Consider the following 26,156-nt stretch of genomic DNA (forward strand, 5'->3'; position numbering starts at 1 on the left):
GACGACGATGAGTCAGGCGCAGGACCACGAGAGCGCGGGGGCCGCGGGGCCCGCCGTGCCGCAGACCCGCACCGCCCGCCACCGCCGGATCGTGGACATCCTCAACCGGCAGCCGGTGCGGTCGCAGAGCCAGCTCGCGAAGCTGCTCGCCGACGACGGGCTGACCGTCACGCAGGCGACGCTCTCCCGGGACCTGGACGAGCTGAACGCGGTCAAGATCCGCAACACCGACGGCGACCTGATCTACGCGGTGCCCAGCGAGGGGGGTTTCCGGACCCCCCGGGCGCCGCTGGGCGGGTCGGCCAAGGAGGAGCGGATGCGGCGGCTGTCGGCGGAGCTGCTGATCTCCGCGGAGGCGTCCGCGAATCTCGTGGTGCTGCGGACCCCGCCGGGGGCGGCGCAGTTCCTCGCCTCGGCGATCGACCAGGCGGAGCTGCACGACATCCTCGGGACGATCGCCGGGGACGACACGGTGATGCTGATCAGCCGGAATCCCACGGGTGGGCAGGCGCTCGCCGACCATTTGCTGCGGTTGGCGCAGAACGGGCACTGAGGGCTCGTTCGCCGGGTGCGGGCGGGTGGTTGGCTCCACTCACCCGAGTCGGGCAGCGAGACCCGCCGTGCATCTCACCTCGTCGCCCGCCGTGATCAGGAGCGCCTCCACGCCCTCCAGGGACTCCAGCCACTCCAGTCCCTCCCGCGACCCCATCGCGAAGGCCGCGGTCGCCCAGCAGTCGGCCCAGGTCAGGCTGGGGGCCACCACCGTGACCGACACCAGGTCCGTCACCGCCGAGCGGCCGGTGCGGGGGTCGACGACGTGCGCGCCCCGCTCGGCCGACCCGGAGGTGGCGACGGCCAGCTCGGCCGCCCCCGCGGCGGACAGGACGGCGGCCAGCGCGCCCGGCCGCAGCGGGTCCGACACGCCGACCCGCCACGGCCGGTCGGCCCCGGGCGTCCCCAGCAACTGCACGTCCCCGCCGCCGTTGACGCTCACCCCGTCCGGACCCGCCGCCGCGATCCGCCGCGCGGCCCGCTCCACGGCCCAGCCCTTCACGATCCCGGTGGGGTCGAGCCGGCCCTCGAACGACGTGCTGAACCAGCCCTCGCTCACCCGTTCCGCCTCGGCCGCCAGCGCCAGCACCTGAGCCACCTCCGGCACACACTGCTCCGTGGTCAGCTCACCGCGGGCCAGCCGCGAGAGCTGGCTGTCGTCGCGGAAGGTGCTGAACACCTCATCGGCCCGGTGCAGGCCGGCCACCGCCTCGTTCAGCGCGGCCCGCACGGCAGCCGGTTCCCCGCCGCGGACGTCGAAGGAGAAGACGGTGCCCATCGCCTCCTCCACCCGACGCACCGCGGCGGGAGCCTCGGCCGGCTCAGCCACCGGCCCGGTCCAGCGCCGACTGGAGGGACTGCTTGTATCCGGTGCTGGTGTAGGTGGCGCCGGAGACGGTGTCGATGTCGGCGGTGCCGGTGGTGACGGTGGCCCGGTTGAGCTGGGGTACGGCGTCGGCGGTGACCTGGTCGCTGCGGCCGCCCTTGGGGGCCTGGACGGCTTCCGCCTTGGTGATCCTGCCGTCGGTCAGCGTCAGGCGGACCTGGACCGGGCCGTACTGGGTCTGCGCGGCGGCGCCGGTGACGGTGCGGGGCTGCTGCTGGCCGGTGCCGCCGCCCGCCTTGTCGAGGGCCGACTGGAGGGACTGCTTGTATCCGGTGCTGGTGTAGGTGGCGCCGGAGACGGTGTCGATGTCGGCGGTGCCGGTGGTGACGGTGGCCCGGTTGAGCTGGGGTACGGCGTCGGCGGTGACCTGGTCGCTGCGGCCGCCCTTGGGGGCCTGGACGGCCTCTGCCTTGGTGATCCTGCCGTCGGTCAGCGTCAGGCGGACCTGGACCGGGCCGTACTGGGTGCGGACCGCGTCACCGAGGACCGTGCCGGCGGCGGCGTCCTGGCCGGTCTGCTCCGTACCCCGCTGCCCGGCCCGCTGTCCGGCCTGCGGTGACTGGGCCGCGGCGGGGGCGCCCGGGTCGGACGCCGGTTTGAGCGACAGCAGCAGCACCACGCCGGTCACGGTCGCGGCGCCCGCGAGCACGGCGCGCCGGACGGGATGGCTCTTCCTCATCTGCCGAATCTCCTCAGCTCGTGACGGTCGCTTCGTGACGGCCGCTTCATGACGGCCGCTTCGTGGCGATCGCTCACATCTCGAACGACTCGTGGTGGATCCGGCGGGCCGGCACCCCGGCGCCGCGCAGCGCCTCGTAGACCGACTGCGCGAAACCGGGCGGCCCGCACAGGAAGACGTCGTGCCGGTCGACGTCCGGGATCTTGCGGGCCAGCGACTCCGCCGAGATGTCGGGGCGCACCCCGTCAGGGCCGTTCACCGCGTACATCAGCCGGGCGCCGCGCGCGTCGGCGATCGCGGCCAGCTCGTCCCACAGCGCCAGGTCCTGGGTGCTGTTGGCCCGGTAGAGGAGCGTGATGTCACCGGCGGCCCCGGGCAGCGTCTCGAACAGTGCCCGCATCGGCGTGATCCCGACCCCGCCCGCCACCAGCAGCACCTTGCCCCGGCTGCGCCGCTGCGCGGTCAGCGCCCCGTACGGGCCCTCCGCCCACACCCGGGTGCCCGGCGCCAGCTCCCGCAGCCGGGCGCTGTGGTCACCGATCGCCTTCACCGTGATCCGCAGCATGTCCGGCCGCGGGGCGGCGGACAGGGAGTACGGGTGGGAGCTGAACCGCATGCCCGGGGCCAGGAAGCGCCACCGGAAGAACTGCCCGGCCTGCGCGCCCATCCGGTGCAGCTTGCGCCCCCTGATCAGCACCGACACGATCCCGGGCGTCTCCTCGACGACCGCCTCGACCCGCATCCGGTGCCGCAGGTTCAGCCGCAGCGGGGTGACGATCCGGTACCAGAGCACCAGCGCCGTCACCGACCCGTACAGGGCGTACCAGACGGTCCGCGCGAGGGGCGCCACGACGAAGTCGTTCCCGGCGGTCAGCTGGTGCCAGAAGGTCAGGAACACCGCCGCGTAGGTCAGCAGGTGCACGTGGTACCAGAAGTCGTACGGGACGCGGCGGCGCACCGGGCCCGCCGAGAGCAGGCCGATCAGCACCAGCAGGCCGGTGCCGACCGCCGCCTTGCCGAGGTCGGGGAGGCCGGTCACCGACTCCACCGTCTGTGTGATGAGGCCGCCGAGGCTCCGGCCGGACTGGAGCGCGTAGCCCCACATGATCAGGAAGACGTGCGCGAGGACCAGGCAGAGGGTGTAGCGGCCGGTCATCGCGTGCCAGCGGGCCACCCGGTCCGAGCCCACCCGCCGTTCCAGCGCGGGCACCCGGGCCATCTGGAGCACGACGAGGGCCATCAGATACCCGGCGAGCAGACCGGTGATGCGGCCCGCGCCGAGCACCCGGCCGGTGTCGTCGGAGATGGCGGGCGTGTTGCGCCACCACAGCCACAACACGCCCGCCGCGCCCGCCCACACGGCGAGCAGCAGGGGGACGGCCGGGGAACGGCGCGGACGGATGCGGCGCATCGTCTGGCGGCGGGCGGCACGTCCGCCGGCGAGCGTGGTGGTCACGGTTCCTCCGTGGGGGACAAGACCCTTGGCCCACAGGTACGTGCCGGGCCCGCCGACTGTTCACGGCCGGAGCGAATCGGGTCGCCGCTGTCCTACCCCTGGGCCGGACAGGAGGAGACGGGCGTCACCGAGGTCACGGTCGGGCCGGGCAGCACGACCCGCTCGGTGGCGCCGCCGTCCGTTGCCCCGACACCGAGGACGACCGTGTCGGGCCCCGAGGGCAGGAGGGCCCCGCAGCGCTCCCCGGTGGTCGTGCCGACCCGGACCAGATGATCGGGGGCGGATTCGGTCGTCGACCAGGCCACGGCGACCGCGGCGGCGGCGAGCAGGATTCCGGCACAGCAGCAGAAGGCGGCCCGGCGCAACGCCCCGGCCAGCCGGTCCAGCTCACGGACGGTCCAGCGGCGCAGCGCCTGCCCGCCCAGCAGCTGGGACCGGTCGCCCATCCGCCCGTGGGCCGCCCTGGTGGCCAGCACCGAGCCGGCCACCAGGAGCAGGAACGCCAGCGCCAGCAGCCCGGAGGCGACGACGCGCGCGGTCGCCGGCAGCCCGGCCAGGTCGTCCCGGCCCTTGAGGACGACCAGCACGGAGAGCAGCGCGGCCAGGCCGGTGAGTCCGGAGCGCCATCCCTCCGCCTGTCTCCGCAACTCGCCGAGCTGCGTGAACTCCAGTTCGTCGGCGAGCTGGTCCCACCGGCGGTCGGACTCCAGGTTCATCAGGTGCCGCTCCCGTCGCTCCGGTCGACCTCGCCGAGCGTCCAGCTCGCGCCGCACCCGACCCGGCCCGGGTACGTCTCGGCGGGCCGGTTCGGGTGCGGATGCCCGCACGCGCAGAAGTACCGCTCCGCCCGCAGCACCTCCTCGTCCGTCTCCGGCCGGGGCGCGCCGCGGCGCAGCCAGCCGGGCAGTCCCTTGGCGCCCGTGCCGGGCAGGGCCCGCCGGAACTCCCGCGCCGTCCTGCCGCGGCACTGCGGGCAGTGGCCCTCGACGACGACACCGAGTCCGTCGTCCGTGTCGCGCCAGGTGAAGCGGGTCGTCGCGCATCCCTTGTCGACGTCGGCGTAGACGGTGTCGAAGTCGTGGCCGTGAGCGGGACCGTCGGACATCGTCCTTACTCCTTCTCCAGTCGCAGGTCGAACATGGCGGCGTACAGCCGCAGCCGGCCGCGGACCCACTCCTCGCTCTCGCCGGTGGCCTCGGCGGCGAGCGTGACATGCCGGGCGTCGACACAGCCCCGCACGGCGGGCAGCCGGCCGTCGAAGTGCCTGCTCAGCAGGGCGAGGTCCGGCCACCGGGGAACGATGCCGGGCACGGCGGGCAGCGTGGTCGGGGCGGGCCACAGCGGGAGGTAGGGCGCGATGCGCCGCACGGTGTCGGGCAGCGGCTCGCCCAGTTGGCCCGCGAGGCTGACCAGGTCGAGCGGTGCCAGTGGACCGTCCGGCGGACTCACCCGGTGGTCCGGGTTCAGCGCCGCCAGGTCGTACTGGGTGGGCGGCGAGGCGGGCAGGGCTTTGGCTAGGGTCGGAGAGAGGTCCGGGACCAGGGCGCCGAGGGCGCGGAAAGCCGTGAGCCGGATGTAGGCCGTGACCGGGGCGATCCCCAGTTTCTTGGCGAACTTGGCCAGCAGGAACGGCGTGACCGGCTGCCAGACACTCGGCAGGTACTCACCGTCGACCTCGGGCTGGACCGTGAGGGTGTCGCACTCCTCGGTGGTCGGACGGTGCTCGGCCAGTTCCTCGGGCAGCGCGGGCACCGGCAGCCCGAACCGGGGCGCTTCCCGGTGCGCGATGCGCCAGACCTCGCGCAGGCTGTCGTGCAGGAATCCGGCGGACTGGAAGAGCGAGGCCGTGGTCAGCCGGTCCGTGGGAACGTTCTCCGCGGGCTCGGAGGCCTCTTTTCCGGACAGTACGTAGCGGGTGGGCAGCGGGAACGTCGGCCAGGCCGTGATGAGAGCAGTGTCGGGGACGGAAACGCCGGCGGCCCGGAGCTGTGCCACCGCCTCCAGGAACGTCCTGGTGTCGGCCGGCTCCGCGGGCGCCGCCCGCCCCAGGGCCTCGAGTGTCACACCGTCCTCCAGCCGGCCGCCCGTGCCGCTGAGCTGCCCGATGAGCTGGACGAGCCGACCGGTGGGCAGCAGCGGCGCGGACGCGGCGTCCTCGGGGTGGTGCCGTTCGTGCGGCAGACCCAGCCGGGCGGCGGCCCGCGCGGTCAGCTCCTCGGCCGCGCCGAGGGTGATCCCCCGCCCGGCCGCCAGGTCGAACGTCGCCGCCCAGGGAAGCACTCCCGGACCGTCACCGTCGGGCGGGAGATGCCGGTCGAGGACGGCGCGGACATCGCGGTCGAGTTCCTGCCAGGCGGTGACCTGCTCGACGGGAGGGACTTCCCAGCCCAGCCACGCGAAGCGGGCGCACGTCGTGAGGATCTCCTCGAACGGCAGCCCCAGGCGCCGGGCGGCGGACAGGACGTGGTGCGGTGTCGTCACCCGGGCATCACGGCCGGCGACCAGCAACCGGTCCAGGTCCTCGGCCGTGACCACGTACTCCTCGTGGTGCGCCGGGATCTCGGGCCAGGGATCGGCCCGGCCCGGCACGCCGTAGGGCACGCACCGTCGCACGACCGTCCCCAGCGGCAGGGCGAGTTGCACGGAGACCAGGACCACCCGGAGCAGGTCGTCCGGATCCGCCGCCGCGTCCTCGTCCTCGTCCCGCTCCTGGAACTGGGTCATCGCCTCAATGACCGCGCGGTCGTCCAGGTCCGGGACACGGTCCGGGACCGTCCTGGTGACGGCGGGCGGGCCCTGCCGCGGATGGGCGACGCGCATCCCGCGGCGGCGTCTGAGCACCTCGTCCATCCCCAGACCGGCCTCCGCGGCGAAGAAGGCGATGTCCCACCATCTGGGGCCGAGAGTGGAGATGTCGGCGTCTCCGGGCCGGGCGACCGGATGACCTTCGAGACTCAGCGGCCGGGCAACGGGTGCCCGGCCGGGCGGGAGGCCGAGCGCGGCGACCCGCCACGGCTTGACCCTGGCGACGGGCGAGTCGTCGGACATGAAGTGCTCGGCTTCGTCGGCCACCCGCTGGGTGGCCTGGTCGTGATGGAACCAGCCCTGCCGGTCCAGGTCGTGCACCGACGACGCGGCCCGGGGGACCTTCAGCCCCGTGCCGCGCCACTCGCCGTGCAGCACGACGGCGGTGGCCAGTTCCTCCTTCTCCAGCCGCCACAGCCACGCCATGTTCAGCTCCGGCCACCCGGCCAGCGCCGCCGCCCCCGCGCGCCAGGTCTCCGCCACGTACGCCCGGTCGTAGTCCTGGAGCTCGTTGCGGTTCACGCTGAGCCGCCCGGCGTGCGCGCCGGTCAGGTTGACCACGTAGCCGAACCGCTCGTGGTCCGTGGTGAGGCCGTCGCACAGTACGGCGCCGCGGTCCGGCACCCACCACAGGACGTTCGGCACCGCCTCGAGAGCGGCGGTGACGACTCCGGTCTCCGGGTGGTGCAGCTCCCGGGGAGCCCAGGTGTGGGTCAGCCCGGAGGCGTCGGACACCCGGAGGCGGAACTCGCTGACCAGGACGAGGGAACGCAGCGTCTTCACGCACGACAGCCGGTCGGCGACCGGTCCCTCGCGCAGATAGAGCCGGATGCGGGTGCCGCCGCGCGGCAGACCGCCCTCCGATCCGTCGTGCCGCTTGATCCGGAACAGGCCGCCGCTGCTGGAGATGTCCACCTGGAGCGCGTGCTCGTCGGGGAACCCCTCCGCGTTCACCTGACGGGTCACGATGGTCATCTCGTCGGCGAGCATGAAGTAGCTGAAGACCCCGATCCCGAACCGGCTGTTGGGGTAGAGCCGCAGTTCCGGATCGTGGCGCAGCCAGCGGGACTGCTCGCGGCGGAACGCCTTCGACTGCTCGAAACGGCTGCCGGCCCGGGTGAACGTGTACTTCAGCTGCTCGTCGCTCATGCCGACGCCGTTGTCCTGGCACTCGACGTACCGGCCGCGGGCGTCCTCGCCCTGGCTGATGGTGATGCTGCCGCTCCAGGAGGCCGGCGCGGAGCCCGCCTTGCTGGTGAGGTACTGCCAGCGCATGGCGCGGTAGCGGCACGCGTCCATGGCGTTCTGGTACAGCTCCCGCAGCGCCAGTTGCGGTTCGCCGCCGTAGAGCTGCTCGCCCATCAGGAGCTCACGGACCTCGGTCTGCGCCAGATGGAAGCGCAGCGGCGGTGTCTCGTACAGCGGCACGTTGCCGTCGCGGGGCACCCGCACGTGCCGCGCCGTCACCTTCTTCGGGACCGCCGCCAGCAGGCCCGATTCGGGCGCCGGCAGTTGGTCGGCCAGGGCGGCGAGGTGCTCCGCCACCTTGTGCGTCTGCTCCGCCACCTCGGTCAGTGCCGCGTACAGGGCGGGGTGCGGACAGGGCACGTCCAGGTGGAGGGCGTCGCGGTCGCGCTCCCAGCTCAGCTGGCGGGCGATGCCGATCACCTGGTGCGGTTCCACCGAGTCGCTCACCGCCAGGTGCTCGGCCACGATCTCCGGAAACACCCGTACGTCCACGGCGAGCGCGCCCGCCAGCCGCAGCAGCGCCGCGAGCGGCTGGATGCGCAGGGTCTGGTGGTCGCCGTCGAGCAGCACCTTGGCCGGGGCGGCGGGCACGTCCTGCGGATGCGGCAGCACCCCGACGGCGGCGGCCGCGGCGCAGAGCACCGCGGACAGCTCGTGCGCCCGCGCGTCCGCCGGTTCCCGCCCGATCAGCAGCGCGGCCAGTTCGGCGGCCCGAGCGGTGGGCACCGGCTCGCTGTCCGTCTCGAACCGCTCGGCGATCCACCGGTGCACCAGCCACATCGTCACCGACGTCGCGTCCTGGGTGTGCCGCGCGTCCCGGGCGTTGAGCGGGTTGCGGGCCCGGGCCCGGCACTCCGCCACCTTGCGGGCCATGCGGCCGTACTGCTCGACGATCTGCTCGTAGTGCCTGCGGTCCTCGTTCGGCCGCTGCTGCCGGGTGAGGGTGAAGGGGTCGGCCTCGGCCGCGCGGCTCAGCCGGTCCGCCCAGGCGGCCTCGTGCAGGAAGGGAGCGGCCACGAGCACGGCCGCCTCGATGGCCGAGAGGGTGTCCGTGTCCGGCAGCAGCCGGGGGAGCCGGCCGGCCAGCAGCCGGACGGGGAACAGGTCGTCGATCCAGGGGTCCGGCGCCGGCAGCCGGCGGCGGGCCGTGTGCAGGGTGTCGGCACAGCGCGTGACCCAGGTCTCCAACGACTCGCGCAGCCGGGAGACGCCGGCCCGCTGCCCCTCCTCGACGCGGTCCCACAGCGGGCAGCCGCGGACGGCGTCGCGCCAGGCGTCGAGGAGTTCCTGCCCCTCGCAGACCTCCGCGGTCCGGGTCTCGGCCTCCCGGTTGACTCCGTAGCGCTTCATCGCCAGCTGCCGTGCGCCATGGCGTTCGGCCTCCGCCAGCGCGGCCAGCCGGGCCGTCTCGAACACGTCGTCGACGGTGCGCGCGGAGGTCATCGCGTCGAAGGCGTCGACGAGTCCGGCGGTGAAGAAGCTGCCCTGGGAGGCGAAACCGCTGAGCTGCCCGGGGGAGCAGCCCGTCATCACCACGTATCCGCCGTGCGGCGGACCGTTGTCGATGCCGTTGCCGAACGGCACCCCGTTGTCGGGCAGCTCGGCCCGGCAGGCGTCGATCAGCCAGAGCACCGTCGCGGCCCGGCAGTTCTTGAGCAGCGGGCTGATCCGCGCCGACAGCAGGGAGTCGCTGTAGGGCTCCTCCCAGAGCCCGTCCTCCGGCGGGGTGACGTCCCACGGGACCAGGAAGTCCTCGTCGCCCACCCGGATGCCGTGGCCGGTGAAGTACAGCAGCAGGGTGCCGTCCTCGGGGACGGCGCGGGCCACCTCGCTGATGGTGGTCCGGATCCGGGACCGGCCGGCTTCCGCGTTGTGCAGGGTCCGCACGTCGTAGTGGGAGGCGCGGAGCACCGTCTCCATCCGGGCCAGGTCGGCCGCGACCGCCGCGTCGAGCGAGTCCGCGCCCGGTGGTGTCGCTGGCGTGTCCCCGACCCCGATCAGCAGTGCCGTGCGTGCCGGACGCCCCATGTCCGCCCCCTCTCCCGGGCCGACATCATGGCATCACCGAAGGACAGCGAGGGGCCGAACGCGACGCCTGAGCCGCCCTCAGTACCGGACGAGCGCCGTCCCCCCGCCCGTGTCCGAGGTGCCGATCGCGAGGTGCGGCCGGGCCGCCGGGTCGGCCCAGGTGAGGATGGCGCGCATGGCGTCGGCCGGCACCGACACGCACCCGGCCGTCGCGCCCTCCCCGTTCACGTGCAGGAAGATGCCCGCGCCGCGCCCCCGCACCGGACGGTCGTAGTTGAAGCCGACGACCAGGGCGTGGGCGTACTGCTTGCCGTAGCTGATCAGGTGCTCGGCCTCGCTGGCGGCGCAGTCGGCGGGGCGCGGCTCGGTCCAGCGGTTGTAGGCGCGGGAGCCGTTGTCCTGGCACCACCAGGAGTCCGCGCGCACCGGGCGGTAGCGGTACGCCGTTCCGGGCGGCGGCGCCGCGATGCCGAAGGCGTAGGGGAGGCGGTACAGGCCGGTGGGGGTGGTGTCGGTGCCCTGTTTCCGCCGGTCGCCCGCCACCAGGCCGTTCGCGCCGAAGCGGGCGGGCGCGGAGCCGGCTGCCACCCAGTCGTCGCCCTTCCGGTCCCACCAGGTGACCGTGCCGGTGGTGGCGGCGGTGTCCGGGGCGACGGCGGTGATCAGCTGGGTGCCGCCGCCGGTGTCCGCCATCCGGTCCGGCAGCGGGCCGGGCGGCGCGGCGAAGGCCGGCAGCAGGAGGGCGGCGAGGGCGAGGGCGACGGCACCGGGGCGCATGAGTCAGACCGTAGAGGGCGGCAGCGGCAACGGCAGCCCGGGAAGGCCGTCCAGGCTGGTCGCGACGTGCTCCTTCTTGGTGAAGTAGGTGTTGAGCGAGGCGTCGTCCTCCCGGGCGAACCGCTTGGCGTGCAGATCGCGGTCCTGCTCGTACGCCATGAAGGGGACGGCGTATCCGCAGGTGTCGCGGATCAGTTCGGCCGTCACGACGATGATCGCGCGCAGCCCGTGCGCGGCCGGGTCGATGTCCGGGAAGCGGACCAGCAGTCCGGGGAAGCGGGGGTCGTCGCGGAAGACGGGTTCGCCGCGGCCGTGCACCCGGACGATGTTCGGCGGTCCCTGGAAGGCGCACCACATGAGCGTGATCCGGCCGTTCTCCCTGAGGTGGGCGACGGTCTCGGCGTTGGAGCCGGCGAAGTCCAGGTAGGCCACGGTGTGCTCGTCGAGCACCGCGAAGGAGCCGGTGAGGCCCTTGGGAGAGAGGTTGACCGTGCCGTCCGCGCCGAGCGGGGCGGTGGCGGTGAAGAAGAGGGGCTGGGACTCGATGAAGGTGCGGAGTCTTCCGTCTATGCGCTCATAAGTCTTTCCCATGCCTAACGATTATGCGGGCTCGCGCGCCCCCTGTCCGGGGATTTACGCAGGCACCGGGGCCGTCCCGGCCGGCGCGAGACGGGACGGCCCTGGCGCTCATGAGTACGCGAGCGCCCCCTTTCGCGTTCACCCGCCCCTCAGATTGACGATTCATGCAAGGAGACGCATAATCATGCATAACAGCGACCGACCCTCCCTAGGAGCGACGCAAGTGAGCAGCAACAGCGGTGACGTACGGCTCTGGGGCGGCCGTTTCGCGGACGGTCCCGCCGAGGCCCTGGCGAAGCTGTCCGCGTCCGTCCACTTCGACTGGCGGCTCGCGCCCTACGACATCGCCGGTTCGCGCGCCCACGCGCGCGTGCTGCACAAGGCGGGCCTGCTCACCGAGGACGAGCTGACCCGCATGATCGCCGGGCTCGACCGGCTCGAGGCGGACGTGGCCGCCGGGACGTTCGTCGGCACCATCGCCGACGAGGACGTGCACACCGCGCTGGAGCGCGGCCTGCTGGAGCGGCTCGGTCCCGACCTGGGCGGCAAGCTGCGGGCCGGCCGGTCCCGCAACGACCAGGTGGCGACGCTGTTCCGGATGTACCTGCGCGACCACGCCCGCACCGTCGGCTCGCTGATCGCCGACCTCCAGGACGCGCTGATCGGCCTCGCCGAGGCCCACCCGGACGTGGCCATGCCCGGCCGCACCCACCTCCAGCACGCCCAGCCGGTGCTCTTCGCCCACCACGTCCTCGCCCACGTCCAGGCGCTGTCCCGGGACGCCGAGCGGCTGCGCCAGTGGGACGAGCGGACCGCCGTGTCGCCGTACGGCTCCGGCGCGCTGGCCGGTTCCTCCCTCGGCCTGGACCCGGAGGCGGTCGCCGCCGATCTCGGCTTCGAGCACGGCAGCGCCGCCAACTCCATCGACGGCACGGCCGCCCGGGACTTCGTCGCCGAGTTCGCCTTCATCACCGCGATGATCGGCGTCAACGTCTCCCGGATCGCCGAGGAGATCATCATCTGGAACACGAAGGAGTTCTCCTTCGTCACCCTGCACGACGCGTTCTCCACCGGCTCGTCGATCATGCCGCAGAAGAAGAACCCGGACATCGCCGAGCTGGCCCGCGGCAAGTCCGGCCGCCTGATCGGCAACCTGACCGGTCTGATGGCCACCCTCAAGGCGCTCCCGCTCGCGTACAACCGCGACCTCCAGGAGGACAAGGAGCCGGTCTTCGACTCCATCGACCAGCTGGAGATCCTGCTGCCCGCCTTCACCGGCATGATGGCCACCCTGACCGTGCACCGCGAGCGGATGGCGGAACTGGCCCCGGCCGGCTTCTCGCTGGCCACCGACATCGCCGAGTGGCTGGTCCGGCAGGGCGTCCCGTTCCGCGTCGCGCACGAGGTCGCGGGCGAGTGCGTCAAGGCGGCGGAGGCCGAGGGCAAGGAGCTCGACGAGCTGACCGACGAACAGTTCGCCAAGATCTCCCCGCACCTCACCCCCGAGGTCCGCACCGTCCTCAACGTCCAGGGCGCCCTGGCCTCCCGCAACGGCAGGGGCGGCACGGCCCCGAGCGCGGTCGCGGTCCAGCTGGCGGAAGTGAAGAAGAACGTGGAGCGGCAGCACGTGTGGGCAACGGCTCGGCAGTAGGCGTACAGGGGCGCGGGGAACTGCGCGACAAGCCACGCACTGCCCGCACCCGCCCATACACCTGTCGGACCGAGCTCTGAGGCGCAGGTCATCGCGGGTTACGTTGGTCGAAAACCTGAGGCCGACCGAACGGACCCGCGATGCCCCTCCCCCTCCCCGAAAAAGCCCTCGGCTTCGGCCTGGCCGCGGTGGCCCGCCCCGGCTACATCAACCTCGGCCGGGACGAGGACCTCGGAGCGGACCGCAGCGTCGAAACGCTGCGCCACCGCACTCACACCCTCCTCGACACCGCGTACGCGACCGGCGTCCGCTACTTCGACGCCGCCCGCTCCTACGGCCGCTCCGAGGAGTTCCTCGCCGACTGGCTGACCGCCCGGCCGGAGATCGACGACGTCACCGTCGGCAGCAAGTGGGGCTACACCTACACGGCCGGCTGGTCCACCGACGCCGAGCGGCACGAGGTCAAGGACCACTCCCTCGCCACCTACGAGCGTCAGCGCGCCGAGACCGACGCGCTGCTCGGCGACCGGCTCGACCTCTACCAGATCCACTCGGTGACCCCGGACAGCCCGGCCCTCACCGACCAGGACCTGCACGCCCGGCTCGCGGAGCTGGCCGCGACGGGCGTCGCCGTCGGCTTCTCCACCTCCGGCCCCGCCCAGGCCGACGCCATCCGCGCCGCGCTCGCCGTCACCGTCGACGGCACGCCCCTCTTCCGTACCGTGCAGTCGACGTACAACGCGCTGGAGACCTCCGCGGGCCCGGCGCTCGCCGAGGCGCACGACGCCGGGCTGTCGGTGATCGTCAAGGAGGGCATGGCCAACGGCCGGCTCGCCGGTCCGCACGCGCCGGACGCGCTGCGGACCGTCGCCGAGCAGACCGGCCTCAGCAGCGACGCGGTGGCCCTCGCGTTCGTCCTGCGGCAGCCCTGGGCCCGCGTCGTCCTCTCCGGCGCCGCGACCGTCCCTCAGCTCGCCGCCAACCTGACCGCCGCGCCGGCCGTCCTCGACGACGAGCAGACGGCCCGCCTGGCCGTCCTCGCCGAGGACCCCCGCGTCTATTGGCAGCGGCGCGGACAGCTCCCCTGGCACTGAGCACTGAGCACTGACCACTGAGCACCGTGAGACATCAGCGTCTCATATGGGTTACAGTCGTCTCATGGCTGTCGACCGTGATCATGTGCTGCGCACCGCCGCGGCCCTGCTGACCCGGAAGTCCACCGCCACCATGGACGAGGTGGCCCGGGCGGCCGGGATCAGCCGGGCCACGCTGCACCGCCAGTTCGCCGGCCGCGACGCCCTGGTACGGGCGCTGGAAGCGCTGGGCATCGCCGAGTGCGAGGCCGCCCTGGACGCCGCCCGCGTCGACCAGGGACCGGCCGCCGACGCCGTACGCCGGCTGGTCGGCGCGATGGAACCCTCCGCCGCGCTGCTCGCCTTCCTCTACACCGAGAACCAGCTGTTCGAGGGCGACCAGGTCCACGAGGGCTGGACCCGGCTCGACAGCCGGCTGGCCGCCCTGTTCCGGCGCGGCCAGGAGAGCGGCGAGTTCCGCCTGGACCTGCCCCCGGTCTGGCTCACCGAGGCGTTCTACGGCCTGCTGGCCTCCGGCGCCTGGGCGGTTCTGGAAGGCCGCGTGGCCCGCAACGACTGCACCCGCCTGATCGTCGAGCTGCTGCTCGGCGGCGCACTGCGAAGCGAGAGATCATGACCAGCACCCTGCGGCCGGCCGACACGGACCGGGCGGTGACGCGCCCCGGCCGCTGGCTGGCGCTCGCCGTCCTGGTCCTGGCCGTGCTGCTGGTGGCCGTGGACGCCACCGTCCTCGGCCTGGCCACCCCGTACATCAGCGAGGACCTCGCGCCCTCCGGCACCCAGTTGCTGTGGATCGGCGACGTGTACTCGTTCGTCATCGCCGGTCTGCTGGTCACCATGGGCAGCCTCGGCGACCGGATCGGCCGCAAACGGATCCTGCTGCTCGGCGCCACCGCGTTCGGCGCGCTGTCCGTGCTCAACGCCTACGCGCACACGCCCGAGGTGATGATCCTCGCCCGGGCGCTGCTCGGTGTCGCGGGCGCCACCCTGATGCCGGCCACCCTGGCCCTGATCCGCAACCTCTTCCACGACCCGCGCGAGCGCAGCCTCGCCGTCGGCGTCTGGGGCGCCGCCGCCTCCGCCGGCGCCGCGGTCGGCCCGATGCTGGGCGGCTTCCTGCTCGAACACTTCTGGTGGGGCTCGGTCTTCCTGATCAACCTGCCGGTGATGGCCGTCCTGGTGGTCGTCGGCGTCAAGCTGCTGCCGGAGTCCAAGAACCCGGATCCGGGCCCGTTCGACCTGCTCAGCGTCGTCCTGTCGCTGGTCGGCATGATCGGCGCGGTGTACGCGGTCAAGGAGGCCGCCGCGCACGGGTTCGGCTGGGTCACGCTCGGCGCGGGGCTGCTGGGCGCCGCCGCGCTGTACGGGTTCGTCCGGCGCCAGCTCACCCTGCCGGTGCCGCTGCTCGACATGCGGCTGTTCCGCAGCCGGGGCTTCAGCGGCGCGGTGCTGGCCGACCTGCTGACCGTGCTGGGCCTGTCGGGGCTGGTGTTCTTCCTCTCCCAGTACCTGCAACTGGTGCAGGGCAGGCGGCCGTTCGAGGCCGGGCTGGCCGAACTGCCCGCCGCGCTCGGCGCGGTGGCGGCCGGTCTGGTCGCCGGGCGGGTGGCCCGCCGCTGCTCGGTACGGGCCGTCGTCTCCGGCGGACTGGCCGCCGTCGGTCTGGCGCTCGCCGCGCTCACCGTCATCGGCCAGTCCACCGGCTACCCGCTGCTCGGCACCGCCCTGCTGGTGGTCGGCCTGGGCGCCGGCTTCTCCTTCACCGTCACCGCCGACGTGATCCTCTCCAGCGTGCCCCGGGACCAGGCGGGCACCGCCTCCGCGGTCTCCGAGACGGCGTACGAACTCGGCGCCGCGCTCGGCATCGCCCTGCTCGGCTCCATCGTGACCGGCGTCTACCGGGACTTCACCGGCCCGGCCGGTACGCCGCCCGAGGCGCGCGAGTCACTGGGCGGGGCCGTGGAGTCCGCCGCCCAGCTGCCCGGCGACACCGGTGCGGCCCTGCTGGACGCCGCCCGGCAGTCCTTCGTCGACGGACTCGCGCTGGCCGCGGGCATCGGGGCGGCCGTCCTGCTGGCGGCGGCCGTGGCGGCCTGGTTCCTGCTGCGCGGCCAGGAACTGGCGGACGGCGCGGGCGAGGCGGAGTAGCCGAGCGCTTCAGCCGGCCCGGCCCCGCCGCGCCCCTTCCGGCGCGGTGATGCTCCAGGAGCCGCGCGACCGGACGTAGAGGAAGCCGGCTTTCCGCGGGGCGGTGGCCGACGCCGTGAACGCTCCGTTCCCCAGGTGCAGCGGCGTCCCGGGCCGGAAGTCCGGGTGCAGCGCGTGGAGCGAGAAGTCGGTCCCGTCGTGCTGGGTGATCCGCAGGGGCGCCCGGCCGCCGGGGTGACGCAGGACGAAGGAGCCGGTCGCTTCCAGCCGGCCGTCCCAGAGCGGGACCTCCTCCGGCGGATGCAACCAGACCCGCCACTTTCCCCTGGTCTGCATCTGGAGGCGTATCGCGTCCCGGCCGTCGGCCTCGACCGGAACGATCGCCCGGGTCAGTCGGGAGCCGTGCGTGAGGACGAGCCTGGGCCGTCCGTCGCCGCCGGCCGGGCTGGTCAGCTCGACCCAGGAGTCCGCGGGCCGCTCCAGGTGGACCACCAGCAGGGCGGGCTCCCGCGGGTCGACGCGGGTCAGTTGCACCCCCTTGCTGCCGCGGCTCTCCCAGCGCTGCCGCGCACCAGTGCGCGCGGGCCATGTCTCGTAGGGATCGGGAGACGTGGGAGACGTGGGAGACGTGGGAGATGTGGGAGACGCGGGCGACGGACGCGCGGAGGCCGGGCGGTGCTCCTTGCGTCCGTCCGCGCCCGGGCGGGCGGCGGCGGCCCGGCGCGAAGCCGGTTCGGGCCGGGGGACGGGCCACTGATCCCGCGGCCCGGTCGCGATCGGCGGCATCCCCTCCGCCAGGCGTACGGCATCGGCCGCGCACACGGCGATCATCCGCGCGGCCCCCTCGGCGGGCGCCCAGCGGACCTCCTCGGTGGACTGCCCGTGACGGGGGTCGAAGAAGCACAACGGACGCCGCCGCGGGCGGGGCCGCCCCGCGACCACGGCGTCCACGCAGGCCAGCGCGTGCCGCCCCGCGTCGAGGGCGCGCAGCACATCGGCGGCGCCCTGAAGGCCGCGGTCGCCGACGAAACTCTCCTTGGCCTGGTCGTACGCGTCCAGTGCCCGTTGGTAGTCGGCGAGCAGGCCGGGATCGTCCCGATGGTGGCCCGGCGTGAAGGAATGCCCGGCGAGCAGCTCGCCGAACGCCGTGATCTCCGCGTCGACCCGGGCCGGCTCGGCCTCGCTCCGGCGCCCCCGCCACAAACCGGTGAGCGCCCCTATTATCCCGTCAGCCACGCGGGGGATCCTAAGCGCTGGGCCGGGCCGGACGCCGCACTCGCCACCTGCCACCTGCCACCTGCCACCTGCCGGCCAGGCTCCCGTGCGGCCCTCGTACGGCAGGTGACCCGGCTCGCCGGCCGGCTAGGCCGCCTTCTGCACCTTCGTCGCGTACATGTCCACGTACTCCTGCCCGGACAGCCGCATCACCTCGGTCATCACCGAGTCCGTCACCGCCCGCAGCACATAGCGGTCGCGGTCCATCCCCTCGTACCGGGAGAACTCCATCGGCTCGCCGAAGCGGACCGTGACCCGGCCGGGGCGCGGGATGCCCCGGCCGCCCGGCTGGAGCTTGTCGGTGCCGATCATCGCGAACGGCACGACCGGCGCGCCGGTCATCAGCGTGAGCCGGGCGATACCGGTCCGGCCCCGGTACAGACGGCCGTCGGGGGAGCGGGTGCCCTCCGGGTAGATGCCGAAGATCCGGCCCTCCTCCAGTACCCGGCGCCCGGTCATCAGCGCCGCCACCCCGCCGCTCGCGCCGTCCCGGTCCACCGGGATCATGCCGACGCCGGTGAAGAACCAGGCCATCAGCCGGCCCTTGAAGCCCTTGCCGGTGACGTACTCGTCCTTGCCGATGAAGAAGACCTGCCGCCTGGTGACGATGGGCAGCACGATGGAGTCGATGAACGTCAGATGGTTGCCGGCCAGGATCACCGGGCCGTCGCCCGGGATGTTCTCCGCGCCTTCCACCCGTGGGCGGAACATCAGGCGCATGATCGGACCGAGCACTGCCTTGATGAGCGCGAAGCGGGACAACGGGCCCTCCGGTGTCAGTGTGGCGTGGATGTCGGGGAATGCGGTACCAGTCTGTGCAGGTGAGGACATTACTCGCGGCCCCCGGGGTCGTGCACGTCGGGTTCACCAGGGTCTTACGCGTTGTTGACACGTGTTCACCTGGTGGGGCGCGCCGCCGCCCGCCGGAAACCCGGCCGCAACGATGTGACGCGGCTCGCGCCGCCCGCCGTTCCTCACCGACCGGCCGGGTACCCGCTGCGCCCACGCGAAAGCCGACGGGACGTCACCCATCGGGCCCCGCAAGCCGCTCGGGCACCCTCGGATCTCCTGGGCCCCACGCGACATCCCACGTCACCCCCGCATTCCGCCCGAGGTCTCCCGTTGGTCATGTACGTGACCCTACGATCGGCCCGCATCCGACCGGACGACGACCGGACGACGACCGGACGACGATCAGACGACCAAGGGGCGCTCATGGGAACGCAGGAGTCGAACGACCGGCCGAACGGCCACCGCGACGGCACCGGACGGCGGGCGCTGCTCGGCGCCGCGGTGCTCGGCGCGGGCGGCGCGGTACTGGGCCTGTCCGGCACCGCGAACGCCACCGGGTCCGGCGGCGGGAACGGCGGCGGGAACGGCAAGGGCGGCGGCGTGGCGAACCTGCCCGTGCCGACGATCGTCGGACACCGCGGGGCCAGCGGCTACCGGCCCGAGCACACGCTCGGCTCCTATCAGCTCGCCCTCGACATGGGCGCCGACATCGTCGAGGCCGGCGACCTCGTGCCCACCAAGGACGGTCACCTCGTCTGCCGGCACGAGCCGGAGATCGGCGGCACCACGGACGTCGCCGACCACCCCGAGTTCGCCGGCCGCAAGACCACCAAGGTCCTGGACGGCGTCTCCACCACCGGCTGGTTCACCGAGGACTTCACCCTCGCCGAGCTGAAGACGCTGCGCGCCACCGAGCGCATCCCGGCCAACCGCCCGCACAACACCCTCTACGACGGCCGCTGGGAGATCCCCACCTTCGAAGAGGTACTGCGCTGGCAGGACCAGCAGACCCGCGCGACGGGCAAGCAGGTCTGGATCTACCCCGAGCTGAAGCACCCCACCTACTTCCGCAAGCTGGGCCTGCCCACCGAGGAACGCCTCGCCAAGCTGCTGCGCGCCCACGGCAAGGACAAGAAGAACTCGCCGGTCATCGTGCAGTCCTTCGAGCCCACCAGCATCCAGCGGATGAACAAGCTGGTCGGCAACCCGCTCGCCGTACTGCTGTCCGGAACCGGCTCCCGCCCCTACGACTTCGTCGCCACCGGCGACCCGCGCACCACGGACGACCTGATCACGCCCGCGGGCCTGGCGGAGATCGCCTCCTACGCCCAGGGCATCGGCCCCACCCTGGACCTGATCATCCCGCGCGACGCGGCCGGCCGGCTCACCGAACCGACCACCCTGGTGCGCGACGCCCACCGCGCGGGCCTGATCCTGCACCCCTACACGATGCGCAACGAGAACCCCTTCCTCCCGGCCGACTTCCGCAAGGGCACCGACGCCGACGCCTACGGGGACGCCTTCGGCGCCTTCCAGGCGTACTTCGCCACCGGCATCGACGGCGTCTTCACCGACAACCCGGACACCGGCCTGCTGGCCCGCGAGGACTTCAACCGCGGCTGACGCGTCAACAGCCAACAGCGCGCCACCGGTTGGAGTGACATCCGGCCGCCCGGGCAACCGCCGCCCGGGCGCCGGTCGTATCTCCGCATATGACGCATGACCTGCTCACCCTCCTGGGCCCGCTGCTCACCGCCGAGGCCACCGCCGAGGCATATGCGTCCGGAGCCGAGCCCGGCGACCTCGAGCAGGCGGTCTGGCTGCGCCTCCTGGAACGCCTGGACGCCGGCGACCCGCCCCGCGACCCGCACCGCTGGCTGCGCAGCGCGGTGCGCACCGAGGTCCGCCGCACCCGCCGTACCGCACGCGCCGAACGCCCGTACGGCACCGAGCCCACCGACGCCGCCGACCGCGACCCGGAGGAACACGCCCTGGCCGCCGCCCGGCGCCGGGCCCTGCGCGCCGCCGTGCACCGGCTGCCCGGCCGCTGCCCCCGGCTGATGGAGGCGCTGCTGTCCCCGAAAGACCTGACATACCGCGAGATCGCGGGGGAGTTGGGTATCTCACAGGGCAGCCTTGGACCGGAACGTTCCCGATGTCTGGGATGTCTGCGCCGATTGCTGACGCCGGAGGTTGCGGGCGACTGACGACGGGGATAGGAGTGAGGAACAACAGGCGATCAGGTGAGCGGGAGGCATGCGCACATGGGCATGAGCGTGACCATCTCGGCGGCGTCCGAGCAGGACGCCGAGCAGATCTTCCGGCTTCAGTACCTCTGCTTCCAGAGCGAGGCGGCGCTGTACGGCAACTACCGCATCGACCCGCTCGTCCAGAGTCTCGACTCGGTGCGCGAGGAGGTCGCCAAGGACTGCGTCTTCGTGGCCCGGCTCGGCGACGAGGTGGTCGGCTCGGTGCGCGGCCGGGTGACCGACGACGGCGCCGCCGCCATCGGCAAACTCTGCGTGCACCCCCGGCTCCAGGGCCACGGCATCGGCGCCCGGCTGCTGAAGGCGGCCGAGGCGGCCCTCACCGAACAGCGCGGCACCACCCGCTTCCGCCTGCACACCGGCCACCGCAGCGAGAGCAACCTGCGGCTGTACCGGCGGGTCGGCTACGAGACGGTCGGCACCGCCGAGGGCACGGACGGCGTCCCGATGATCGTCCTGGAGAAGCACGCCGGGGCGTACGCGACCACGGCATGACGCGGGCGCCGGGCGCCCGCGCGGAGCTTCACGCGGCGCGCGCCCGGCGCAGCCAGTACAGGGCCGACAGCGGCAGCAGCACCGGGATGAAGACGTAGCCCATCCCGTAGTCCGACCACACCGTCGAGTCCGGGAACGCGGACTGCTCCAGCAGCGTCCAGGTGCCCACGATCAGCACCCCCGCCAGCTCCGCCGCGCAGCAGACCCGCGCCGCCCGGCGAGCCGTCTCCCCGCCCCGTACCAGGGTGTACGTGATGAAGCCGTAGACCAGGCCGGCCAGCGCGGACAGCGTGTACGCCAGCGGCGCCCGGTCGAAGTCGGTGGCGATCTGGTAGACGGACCGCGACACCGCGCCGACCACCATCACGCCGTACAGCCAGACCAGCAGGATGCCGGGCCCGGCGATCAGCCGTGTCCGCTCCGGCTTCTCCTCGGCCGTCGCCATCTCAGCCTCCCCAGATGTCATAGAGCCGCACCTGAAGGACGGCCAGGACGATTCCGCCGGCGGCCACCGTCACCGAGCCCCAGCGGGTCCGCTCGGCCAGTGACATGAACGCCGCCGCCGGGACGCACGCGAAGGCGCCGATCAGATAGGCCACGAAGATCACTGTGCCCTGCTCCGGCTGCTCGCCCCGGGCCAGTTGCACGATCCCGGTCACCAGCTGCGCCAGCGCCAGCACCGACACCACGGCCATACCGATGAAGTGCCAGTCCTTGGTCGGCTGGTCACGGTAGGCGGCCCAGCCGCACCAGGCGGCGAGCAGCAGCGCGGCGACGCCGGTCACCAGCGTCAGGACGTCAAGCATGGCAGTGACCTTATTACGGGGTAAAGGGCCCGATGCCGCCGCCCCCGGCGGGCGCCGTAGGGTCGACGGCATGAAGATCCGTGCCCAGGCCCTCCTGTTCGACAACGACGGAACCCTGCTCTCCTCCCTGGAGTCCGTGCGGCGCTGCTGGACGCGGTGGGCCGGCGAGTACGGGATCACCGCCGAGCGCTTCGGGCAGGTCGAGCTGCACGGCCGCACCGCCGCCGAGGTCGCCGCCGACCTGCTGCCCGCCGACGTCGTCCCCGGGGCCGTCGCCCGGATCGAGGACCTGGAGGTCGAGGACGTACCGGGCGGCGGTGTGCACCTGCTGCCCGGCACCCGCGGCTTCCTCGACGCGCTCCCGGCCGACCGCTGGGCCGTCGTGACCTCCGCCACCCGGCGGCTGGCCGAGGCCCGGCTCGCCGCCGTCGGCATCCTGCCCAAGACCCTGATAGCCGCCGACGACATCACCCGCGGCAAGCCCGACCCCGAGCCCTACCTGCTCGGCGCCCGCGCCCTCGGCGTCGACCCGGCCGCCTGCGTCGTCTTCGAGGACGCCCCGGCCGGACTCCGCTCCGGCCGCGCGGCAGGCATGCGGACCGTGGCGTTGGCCACAACCCACCGGGCCGCCGAACTCGACGCCGACCTGGTGGTCGAGGACCTGTCGGCCTTGTCGGTACTGGTCACCGACGGGGGAGTGGAGATCTCCGTACGGGACTGACGCGCGGGCCGCGCGGCCACCGGCGTTCCGTCGCTGTCCACTATGCGGACAGCGGCATCCGGGCCGAACGTATACATCTGCTTTACTGATCCCATGACCACGACGAGCGACCGCATTCCTGCGACCGAGGCGACGATGACGCCCGGTGCTCGTTGTACGGGTCGAATGCGCGCCTGCTAGAGGGCCCCCGCACCACCCGAGCCTCGCGCCCCGAAGCGAGAGCCGGCTCCGGTCCGCCGCAGGCGGCCGAGCCCCGGCCGCGCGCACCCGGCTCCCGCCGGTCCACCGCCATCACGAGCACCGTGCCGCGGCCGCGTCCCCGAACCGCATGCACCCGTGCCCGGGCCCACCCGCGCCCGCGCACTCGACAGTGACGGAAACCCACGTGATCACCACCTCCGGCCTCACCAAGGTCTACCGCTCAGGCGGTCGCGAGGTCACCGCCCTCGACGGCGTCGATCTGCATGTCCGCGAAGGCGAGGTCTACGGCGTCATCGGCCAGTCCGGCGCCGGCAAGTCCTCGCTGATCCGCTGCGTCAACCTCCTGGAGCGTCCCACCTCCGGCACGGTCACCGTGGCCGGCCAGGACCTCACCGCGCTGGCCGGCCGCGGCCCCCGCGCGAGCCGGGAGCTGCGGCGGGCGCGCAGCCGTATCGGCATGGTCTTCCAGCACTTCAACCTGCTCTCCACCCGGACCGTGCGGGACAACGTCGAACTGCCGCTGGAGATCCTCGGCAAGTCGGGGAAGGAACGTTCCGCCAAGGCGCTGGAACTGCTCGACCTGGTCGGCCTCGCCGACCAGGCCAAGGCATACCCCGCCCAGCTCTCCGGCGGCCAGAAGCAGCGCGTCGGCATCGCCCGCGCGCTGGCCGGCGACCCCCAAGTGCTGCTCTCCGACGAGGCCACCAGCGCCCTCGACCCGGAGACCACCCGGTCCATCCTCCAGTTGCTGCGCGACCTCAACCGGCAGCTCGGCCTGACCGTCCTGCTGATCACGCACGAGATGGACGTCGTCAAGAGCGTCTGCGACTCGGCCGCCCTGATGGAGGCCGGCCGGATCGTCGAGTCCGGCACGGTGAGCGACCTGCTCGCCACCCCCGGCTCCGAGCTGGCCGCCGCGCTCTTCCCGGTGAGCGGCACCCGCACCGCCGAGGACCGCACCGTCGTCGACGTCACCTTCCACGGCGCGGCCGCCACCCAGCCGGTCATCTCCCAGCTCTCCCGCACCTACAACATCGACATATCGATCCTGGGCGCGGCCATCGACACCGTCGGCGGCCGCCAGGTCGGCCGGATGCGCATCGAACTGCCCGGCCGCTACGAGGACAACGTGGTGCCGGTCGGCTTCCTGCGCGAGCAGGGCCTCCAGATCGACGTGGTGGACGGCGCCGAGCTGGTCCAGGAAGGTGCGCGATGACCTGGTCCGAGATGCAGCCCCTGCTGGCGCAGGCCGGTCAGGAGACACTGATCATGGTCGGCTGGTCGACCCTGATCGCGGTCGTGGCCGGCCTGCCCATCGGCGTCCTGCTGGTCCTCACCGACCGCGGCGGCCTGCTCCAGAACACCCCGGTGAACAAGGTCCTCGGGCAGATCGTGAACATCGCCCGCTCGATGCCGTTCATCATCCTGATGGTCGCCCTGATGAGCTTCACCCGCTGGGTCACCGGGACCACCATCGGCTCCACCGCCGCGATCGTGCCGCTGGCCATCGGCGGCATCCCGTTCTTCGCGCGGCTGGTCGAGACGGCCGTGCGCGAGGTCGACGGCGGACTGGTCGAGGCCGTGCAGGCGATGGGCGGCAGCACGTGGACCATCGTCCGCAAGGTGCTGGTCCCCGAGGCGCTGCCCTCCCTGATCGCCTCCACCACGACCACGGTCATCGCTCTGATCGGTTACTCCGCGATGGCCGGCACGGTCGGCGGCGGCGGCCTCGGCGACCTCGCGGTCCGCTACGGCTACCAGCGCTTCGAGACCGGCCTGATGTGGATCACCGTGGCGGTGCTCGCCGTCGCCATCTCCGTCATCCAGTTCGCCGGCGACGGGGCCGCCCGCGCCCTGCACCGGCGCGGCGGCCGCTCCGGACCCGGCCCGAAGCTGAGGCTGCTGAAGGCCAAGGAGCCCGCCGCCGCCGACATCAGCAAGGTCGTCTGACCGGGCCCGACCAAGGCGCCCGCCCCCCGAACGTCCCTTACCCGGGACCGCTGCACCCTGAAGGAAAGGCACTTTTCGTGCGTAACACCGCAAAGATCACCACCGCCGTCCTCGCCGCCGGAGCCCTCACCCTCGGGCTCAGCGCCTGCGGCTCGGACAACGACTCCGCCTCGGACACCTCCGGCCCGCTGGTCGTCGCCGCGACGCCGGTCCCGCACGCCGAGATCCTGAACTACGTCAAGGACAACCTGGCGAAGAAGGCCGGCCTCGACCTGGAGGTCAAGGAGTTCACCGACTACGTCACGCCGAACACGGCGACGGAGGACGGCTCGGTGGGCGCCAACTACTTCCAGACCGAGCCGTACCTGGAGGACTTCAACAAGAAGAACGGCACCCACCTGAAGTCCGTCGCCTCCGTCCACCTGGAGCCGCTCGGCCTGTACTCCAACAAGGCCGACAAGGCGAGCGACCTCAAGAACGGCGCCACCATCGCCGTCCCCAACGACACCGTCACCGAGGCCCGCGCCCTCCAGCTGCTGGCCGACAACGGACTGCTCACCCTGAAGGACGGCGCCGGCACCTCCGCCACCACCGCCGACATCACCAAGAACCCCAAGAACCTCAAGTTCAAGGAGCTGGAGGCGGCCCAGACCCCGCGCTCCCTGAACGACGTGGACGCCGCTGTCATCAACGGCAACTACGCGCTCGAGGCCGACCTCAAGCCGTCCAAGGACGCCCTGGTCCTGGAGTCCGCCGAGAACAACCCCAACGTCAACCTCCTGGTGGTCAAGGAGGGCAACGAGGACGACCCGCGGGTCAAGAAGCTCGCCAAGCTCCTCACCTCCGACGAGGTCAGGAAGTTCATCGAGGACAACTACTCCGGGTCCGTCATCCCGTCGTTCTGAACCCGTCCTGAACCCGCCCGGGGGCCGGCTCCGGCCCGGAGCCGACCCCGTGGTGCGGTTGCCGGGCCCCATGCTGCATGCTGGGCAGTTCAGTGAGGCCCGAGCGTGAGGCCCGACGGTTTCGACGGTTCGAAGGTTACGGAGCGGCGCATGACGAGCAGCACCTTCCCCAACATCTCCATCAGCACGGAGCGGTTGGTGCTGCGTCCCCTGGACGAGGACGACGTCCCCGCCCTCGCCGCCATGATGAACGACGAGCAGGTCGGCGCCTGGACCGACGTACCGCAGCCCTTCACCGAGGAAGCCGCCCGCACCTGGATCACCGAGGACGCCGCCGCCCGCCGCGCGGCCGGCCGCGGCCTCGACCTCGCCGTCACCGAGTTCCTCACCCAGCGCCTGGTCGGCACCGTCCGGCTGGCCAGCACCAACTGGCACGTGCGCGCCACCGAGCTGTCCTACATCGTCGCCCCCTGGGCGCGCGGCGAGGGCTACGCCTCCGAGGCCGCGCTGGCCACCGCCCAGTGGCTGTTCGGTGACCAGAAGTTCGAACGCATCGAGCTGCGCACCGCCGCCGACAACACCGCCTCCCAGCAGGTCGCCCAGAAGATCGGCTGCATCAGCGAGGGCGTGCTGCGCAACGCCTGCATAGCCCACGTCCGGTCCGAGGACGGCACCTGGACCGACGTGCGCACCGACTTCATCGTGTGGAGCCTGCTGCCCGAGGACATCGAGGGCGCGGCCGAGCACCTCGCCGACACCGGCGGCTTCACCGCCTTCACCGACTGGAGCTGACCCGCTCCGCCGCCGGGTACGCTCACTGCGGCCCCTCGTTGGCCGCATC

25 protein-coding genes are annotated in these 26,156 nt (G+C 72.8%); 13 read left to right on the plus strand and 12 right to left on the minus strand.

Features of this window, described 5'->3' with window-relative positions; translation table 11 throughout:
• Positions 1 to 7 precede the first annotated feature (7 nt).
• Positions 8 to 553 (plus strand): arginine repressor, encoded by a 546-nt coding sequence (locus tag AB0G32_RS20270; protein WP_189418791.1) that lies wholly within the window; start codon positions 8 to 10, stop codon positions 551 to 553.
• Positions 554 to 592: 39 nt separating this feature from the next.
• Here the strand turns inward: AB0G32_RS20270 and AB0G32_RS20275 are convergent, their stop codons facing one another.
• The 8 genes from AB0G32_RS20275 to AB0G32_RS20310 form a co-directional block, all read right to left on the minus strand.
• Entirely contained in the window at positions 593 to 1,330 is a 738-nt protein-coding gene (locus AB0G32_RS20275; RefSeq protein ID WP_361164935.1) for an FAD:protein FMN transferase, read from the minus strand.
• Positions 1,331 to 1,373: 43 nt separating this feature from the next.
• Positions 1,374 to 2,117 (minus strand): FMN-binding protein, encoded by a 744-nt coding sequence (locus AB0G32_RS20280; RefSeq protein WP_361164687.1) that lies wholly within the window; start codon positions 2,115 to 2,117, stop codon positions 1,374 to 1,376.
• Between the two features lie 73 nt (positions 2,118 to 2,190).
• On the minus strand, positions 2,191 to 3,573 hold the full coding sequence (locus tag AB0G32_RS20285) for a ferredoxin reductase family protein (RefSeq protein ID WP_361164690.1): 1,383 nt from the start codon (positions 3,571 to 3,573) through the stop codon (positions 2,191 to 2,193).
• Between the two features lie 92 nt (positions 3,574 to 3,665).
• Positions 3,666 to 4,289 carry a hypothetical protein gene (locus AB0G32_RS20290; protein WP_361164693.1) on the minus strand — a complete coding sequence of 208 codons (624 nt, stop codon included), beginning with the start codon at positions 4,287 to 4,289 and terminating at the stop codon, positions 3,666 to 3,668.
• Entirely contained in the window at positions 4,289 to 4,678 is a 390-nt protein-coding gene (locus AB0G32_RS20295; protein ID WP_361164696.1) for a hypothetical protein, read from the minus strand. The genes AB0G32_RS20290 and AB0G32_RS20295 overlap by 1 nt, the downstream gene beginning before the upstream one ends.
• A 5-nt stretch (positions 4,679 to 4,683) precedes the next feature.
• Positions 4,684 to 9,654 carry a caspase family protein gene (locus AB0G32_RS20300; RefSeq protein WP_361164699.1) on the minus strand — a complete coding sequence of 1,657 codons (4,971 nt, stop codon included), beginning with the start codon at positions 9,652 to 9,654 and terminating at the stop codon, positions 4,684 to 4,686.
• 78 nt (positions 9,655 to 9,732) lie between these two features.
• On the minus strand, positions 9,733 to 10,431 hold the full coding sequence (locus AB0G32_RS20305; RefSeq protein ID WP_361164702.1) for a L,D-transpeptidase family protein: 699 nt from the start codon (positions 10,429 to 10,431) through the stop codon (positions 9,733 to 9,735).
• Between the two features lie 3 nt (positions 10,432 to 10,434).
• A complete protein-coding gene (locus AB0G32_RS20310; protein WP_361164705.1) occupies positions 10,435 to 11,022 on the minus strand; it encodes a pyridoxamine 5'-phosphate oxidase family protein in 588 nt (195 codons plus the stop codon).
• 211 nt (positions 11,023 to 11,233) lie between these two features.
• Here AB0G32_RS20310 and argH point away from each other — a divergent pair, with 211 nt between their 5' ends.
• From argH to AB0G32_RS20330, 4 genes are all read left to right on the plus strand, one after another.
• Positions 11,234 to 12,661 (plus strand): argininosuccinate lyase, encoded by a 1,428-nt coding sequence (gene argH, locus AB0G32_RS20315; protein ID WP_361164708.1) that lies wholly within the window; start codon positions 11,234 to 11,236, stop codon positions 12,659 to 12,661.
• A 140-nt stretch (positions 12,662 to 12,801) separates the two neighbouring features.
• Complete coding sequence (locus tag AB0G32_RS20320; protein WP_361164711.1) at positions 12,802 to 13,755, plus strand: aldo/keto reductase; 954 nt, start codon at positions 12,802 to 12,804, stop codon at positions 13,753 to 13,755.
• Positions 13,756 to 13,819: 64 nt separating this feature from the next.
• On the plus strand, positions 13,820 to 14,371 hold the full coding sequence (locus tag AB0G32_RS20325) for a helix-turn-helix domain-containing protein (RefSeq protein WP_361164715.1): 552 nt from the start codon (positions 13,820 to 13,822) through the stop codon (positions 14,369 to 14,371).
• Positions 14,368 to 15,903, plus strand: a complete 1,536-nt coding sequence (locus AB0G32_RS20330) for an MFS transporter (protein WP_361164718.1) — start codon at positions 14,368 to 14,370, stop codon at positions 15,901 to 15,903. Before AB0G32_RS20325 ends, AB0G32_RS20330 begins: the two co-directional genes overlap by 4 nt.
• A gap of 9 nt (positions 15,904 to 15,912) precedes the next feature.
• Here AB0G32_RS20330 and AB0G32_RS20335 read toward each other — a convergent pair whose 3' ends face one another.
• Together AB0G32_RS20335 and AB0G32_RS20340 are read right to left on the minus strand one after the other, a co-directional pair.
• Positions 15,913 to 17,139, minus strand: coding sequence for a hypothetical protein (locus AB0G32_RS20335; RefSeq protein ID WP_361164721.1), 1,227 nt, complete (start codon positions 17,137 to 17,139; stop codon positions 15,913 to 15,915).
• Positions 17,140 to 17,265: 126 nt separating this feature from the next.
• Positions 17,266 to 17,889: a lysophospholipid acyltransferase family protein gene (locus AB0G32_RS20340; protein ID WP_361164724.1), complete on the minus strand. Its 624-nt coding sequence runs from the start codon at positions 17,887 to 17,889 to the stop codon at positions 17,266 to 17,268.
• A gap of 504 nt (positions 17,890 to 18,393) precedes the next feature.
• On the opposite strand from AB0G32_RS20340, the gene AB0G32_RS20345 reads away from it, so the two are divergent.
• From AB0G32_RS20345 to AB0G32_RS20355, 3 genes are all read left to right on the plus strand, one after another.
• Positions 18,394 to 19,593 (plus strand): glycerophosphodiester phosphodiesterase, encoded by a 1,200-nt coding sequence (locus AB0G32_RS20345; protein WP_361164727.1) that lies wholly within the window; start codon positions 18,394 to 18,396, stop codon positions 19,591 to 19,593.
• 89 nt (positions 19,594 to 19,682) lie between these two features.
• Positions 19,683 to 20,177 (plus strand): sigma-70 family RNA polymerase sigma factor, encoded by a 495-nt coding sequence (locus AB0G32_RS20350; protein WP_361164730.1) that lies wholly within the window; start codon positions 19,683 to 19,685, stop codon positions 20,175 to 20,177.
• A 57-nt stretch (positions 20,178 to 20,234) separates the two neighbouring features.
• A complete protein-coding gene (locus tag AB0G32_RS20355) occupies positions 20,235 to 20,732 on the plus strand; it encodes a GNAT family N-acetyltransferase (RefSeq protein ID WP_361164733.1) in 498 nt (165 codons plus the stop codon).
• Positions 20,733 to 20,760: 28 nt separating this feature from the next.
• Here the strand turns inward: AB0G32_RS20355 and AB0G32_RS20360 are convergent, their stop codons facing one another.
• The gene (locus AB0G32_RS20360) at positions 20,761 to 21,177 is read right to left on the minus strand and encodes a hypothetical protein (protein WP_361164736.1); all 417 of its coding nucleotides are present in this window, start codon (positions 21,175 to 21,177) and stop codon (positions 20,761 to 20,763) included.
• A gap of 1 nt (position 21,178) precedes the next feature.
• On the minus strand, positions 21,179 to 21,538 hold the full coding sequence (locus tag AB0G32_RS20365) for a hypothetical protein (protein ID WP_361164739.1): 360 nt from the start codon (positions 21,536 to 21,538) through the stop codon (positions 21,179 to 21,181).
• Between the two features lie 70 nt (positions 21,539 to 21,608).
• On the opposite strand from AB0G32_RS20365, the gene AB0G32_RS20370 reads away from it, so the two are divergent.
• From AB0G32_RS20370 to AB0G32_RS20390, 5 genes are all read left to right on the plus strand, one after another.
• On the plus strand, positions 21,609 to 22,259 hold the full coding sequence (locus AB0G32_RS20370; RefSeq protein WP_361164742.1) for an HAD family hydrolase: 651 nt from the start codon (positions 21,609 to 21,611) through the stop codon (positions 22,257 to 22,259).
• 385 nt (positions 22,260 to 22,644) lie between these two features.
• Positions 22,645 to 23,676, plus strand: coding sequence for an ATP-binding cassette domain-containing protein (locus tag AB0G32_RS20375; protein ID WP_361164745.1), 1,032 nt, complete (start codon positions 22,645 to 22,647; stop codon positions 23,674 to 23,676).
• Entirely contained in the window at positions 23,673 to 24,410 is a 738-nt protein-coding gene (locus AB0G32_RS20380; protein WP_361164748.1) for a methionine ABC transporter permease, read from the plus strand. The genes AB0G32_RS20375 and AB0G32_RS20380 overlap by 4 nt, the downstream gene beginning before the upstream one ends.
• Before the next feature lie 77 nt (positions 24,411 to 24,487).
• Positions 24,488 to 25,315 (plus strand): MetQ/NlpA family ABC transporter substrate-binding protein, encoded by an 828-nt coding sequence (locus tag AB0G32_RS20385; protein ID WP_361164751.1) that lies wholly within the window; start codon positions 24,488 to 24,490, stop codon positions 25,313 to 25,315.
• Positions 25,316 to 25,465: 150 nt separating this feature from the next.
• Positions 25,466 to 26,107, plus strand: a complete 642-nt coding sequence (locus AB0G32_RS20390) for a GNAT family N-acetyltransferase (protein ID WP_361164754.1) — start codon at positions 25,466 to 25,468, stop codon at positions 26,105 to 26,107.
• Positions 26,108 to 26,156: the final 49 nt, after the last annotated feature.

Origin of the sequence: Streptomyces sp. NPDC023723, from assembly GCF_040639815.1 — a bacterium.
Lineage (GTDB): Bacteria > Actinomycetota > Actinomycetes > Streptomycetales > Streptomycetaceae > Streptomyces.

Coding starts and splice junctions, on each gene's coding strand:
- AB0G32_RS20310 (WP_361164705.1), bottom strand. CDS start 11,022: ATGGGAAAGACTTATGAGCGCATAGACGGAAGACTCCGCACCTTCATC.
- AB0G32_RS20330 (WP_361164718.1), top strand. CDS start 14,368: ATGACCAGCACCCTGCGGCCGGCCGACACGGACCGGGCGGTGACGCGC.
- AB0G32_RS20275 (WP_361164935.1), bottom strand. CDS start 1,330: ATGGGCACCGTCTTCTCCTTCGACGTCCGCGGCGGGGAACCGGCTGCC.
- AB0G32_RS20370 (WP_361164742.1), top strand. CDS start 21,609: ATGAAGATCCGTGCCCAGGCCCTCCTGTTCGACAACGACGGAACCCTG.
- AB0G32_RS20390 (WP_361164754.1), top strand. CDS start 25,466: ATGACGAGCAGCACCTTCCCCAACATCTCCATCAGCACGGAGCGGTTG.
- AB0G32_RS20270 (WP_189418791.1), top strand. CDS start 8: ATGAGTCAGGCGCAGGACCACGAGAGCGCGGGGGCCGCGGGGCCCGCC.
- AB0G32_RS20380 (WP_361164748.1), top strand. CDS start 23,673: ATGACCTGGTCCGAGATGCAGCCCCTGCTGGCGCAGGCCGGTCAGGAG.
- AB0G32_RS20345 (WP_361164727.1), top strand. CDS start 18,394: ATGGGAACGCAGGAGTCGAACGACCGGCCGAACGGCCACCGCGACGGC.
- AB0G32_RS20355 (WP_361164733.1), top strand. CDS start 20,235: ATGGGCATGAGCGTGACCATCTCGGCGGCGTCCGAGCAGGACGCCGAG.
- AB0G32_RS20325 (WP_361164715.1), top strand. CDS start 13,820: ATGGCTGTCGACCGTGATCATGTGCTGCGCACCGCCGCGGCCCTGCTG.
- AB0G32_RS20350 (WP_361164730.1), top strand. CDS start 19,683: ATGACGCATGACCTGCTCACCCTCCTGGGCCCGCTGCTCACCGCCGAG.
- AB0G32_RS20280 (WP_361164687.1), bottom strand. CDS start 2,117: ATGAGGAAGAGCCATCCCGTCCGGCGCGCCGTGCTCGCGGGCGCCGCG.
- AB0G32_RS20320 (WP_361164711.1), top strand. CDS start 12,802: ATGCCCCTCCCCCTCCCCGAAAAAGCCCTCGGCTTCGGCCTGGCCGCG.
- AB0G32_RS20295 (WP_361164696.1), bottom strand. CDS start 4,678: ATGTCCGACGGTCCCGCTCACGGCCACGACTTCGACACCGTCTACGCC.
- AB0G32_RS20290 (WP_361164693.1), bottom strand. CDS start 4,289: ATGAACCTGGAGTCCGACCGCCGGTGGGACCAGCTCGCCGACGAACTG.
- AB0G32_RS20305 (WP_361164702.1), bottom strand. CDS start 10,431: ATGCGCCCCGGTGCCGTCGCCCTCGCCCTCGCCGCCCTCCTGCTGCCG.
- AB0G32_RS20360 (WP_361164736.1), bottom strand. CDS start 21,177: ATGGCGACGGCCGAGGAGAAGCCGGAGCGGACACGGCTGATCGCCGGG.
- AB0G32_RS20365 (WP_361164739.1), bottom strand. CDS start 21,538: ATGCTTGACGTCCTGACGCTGGTGACCGGCGTCGCCGCGCTGCTGCTC.
- AB0G32_RS20340 (WP_361164724.1), bottom strand. CDS start 17,889: ATGTTCCGCCCACGGGTGGAAGGCGCGGAGAACATCCCGGGCGACGGC.
- AB0G32_RS20300 (WP_361164699.1), bottom strand. CDS start 9,654: ATGGGGCGTCCGGCACGCACGGCACTGCTGATCGGGGTCGGGGACACG.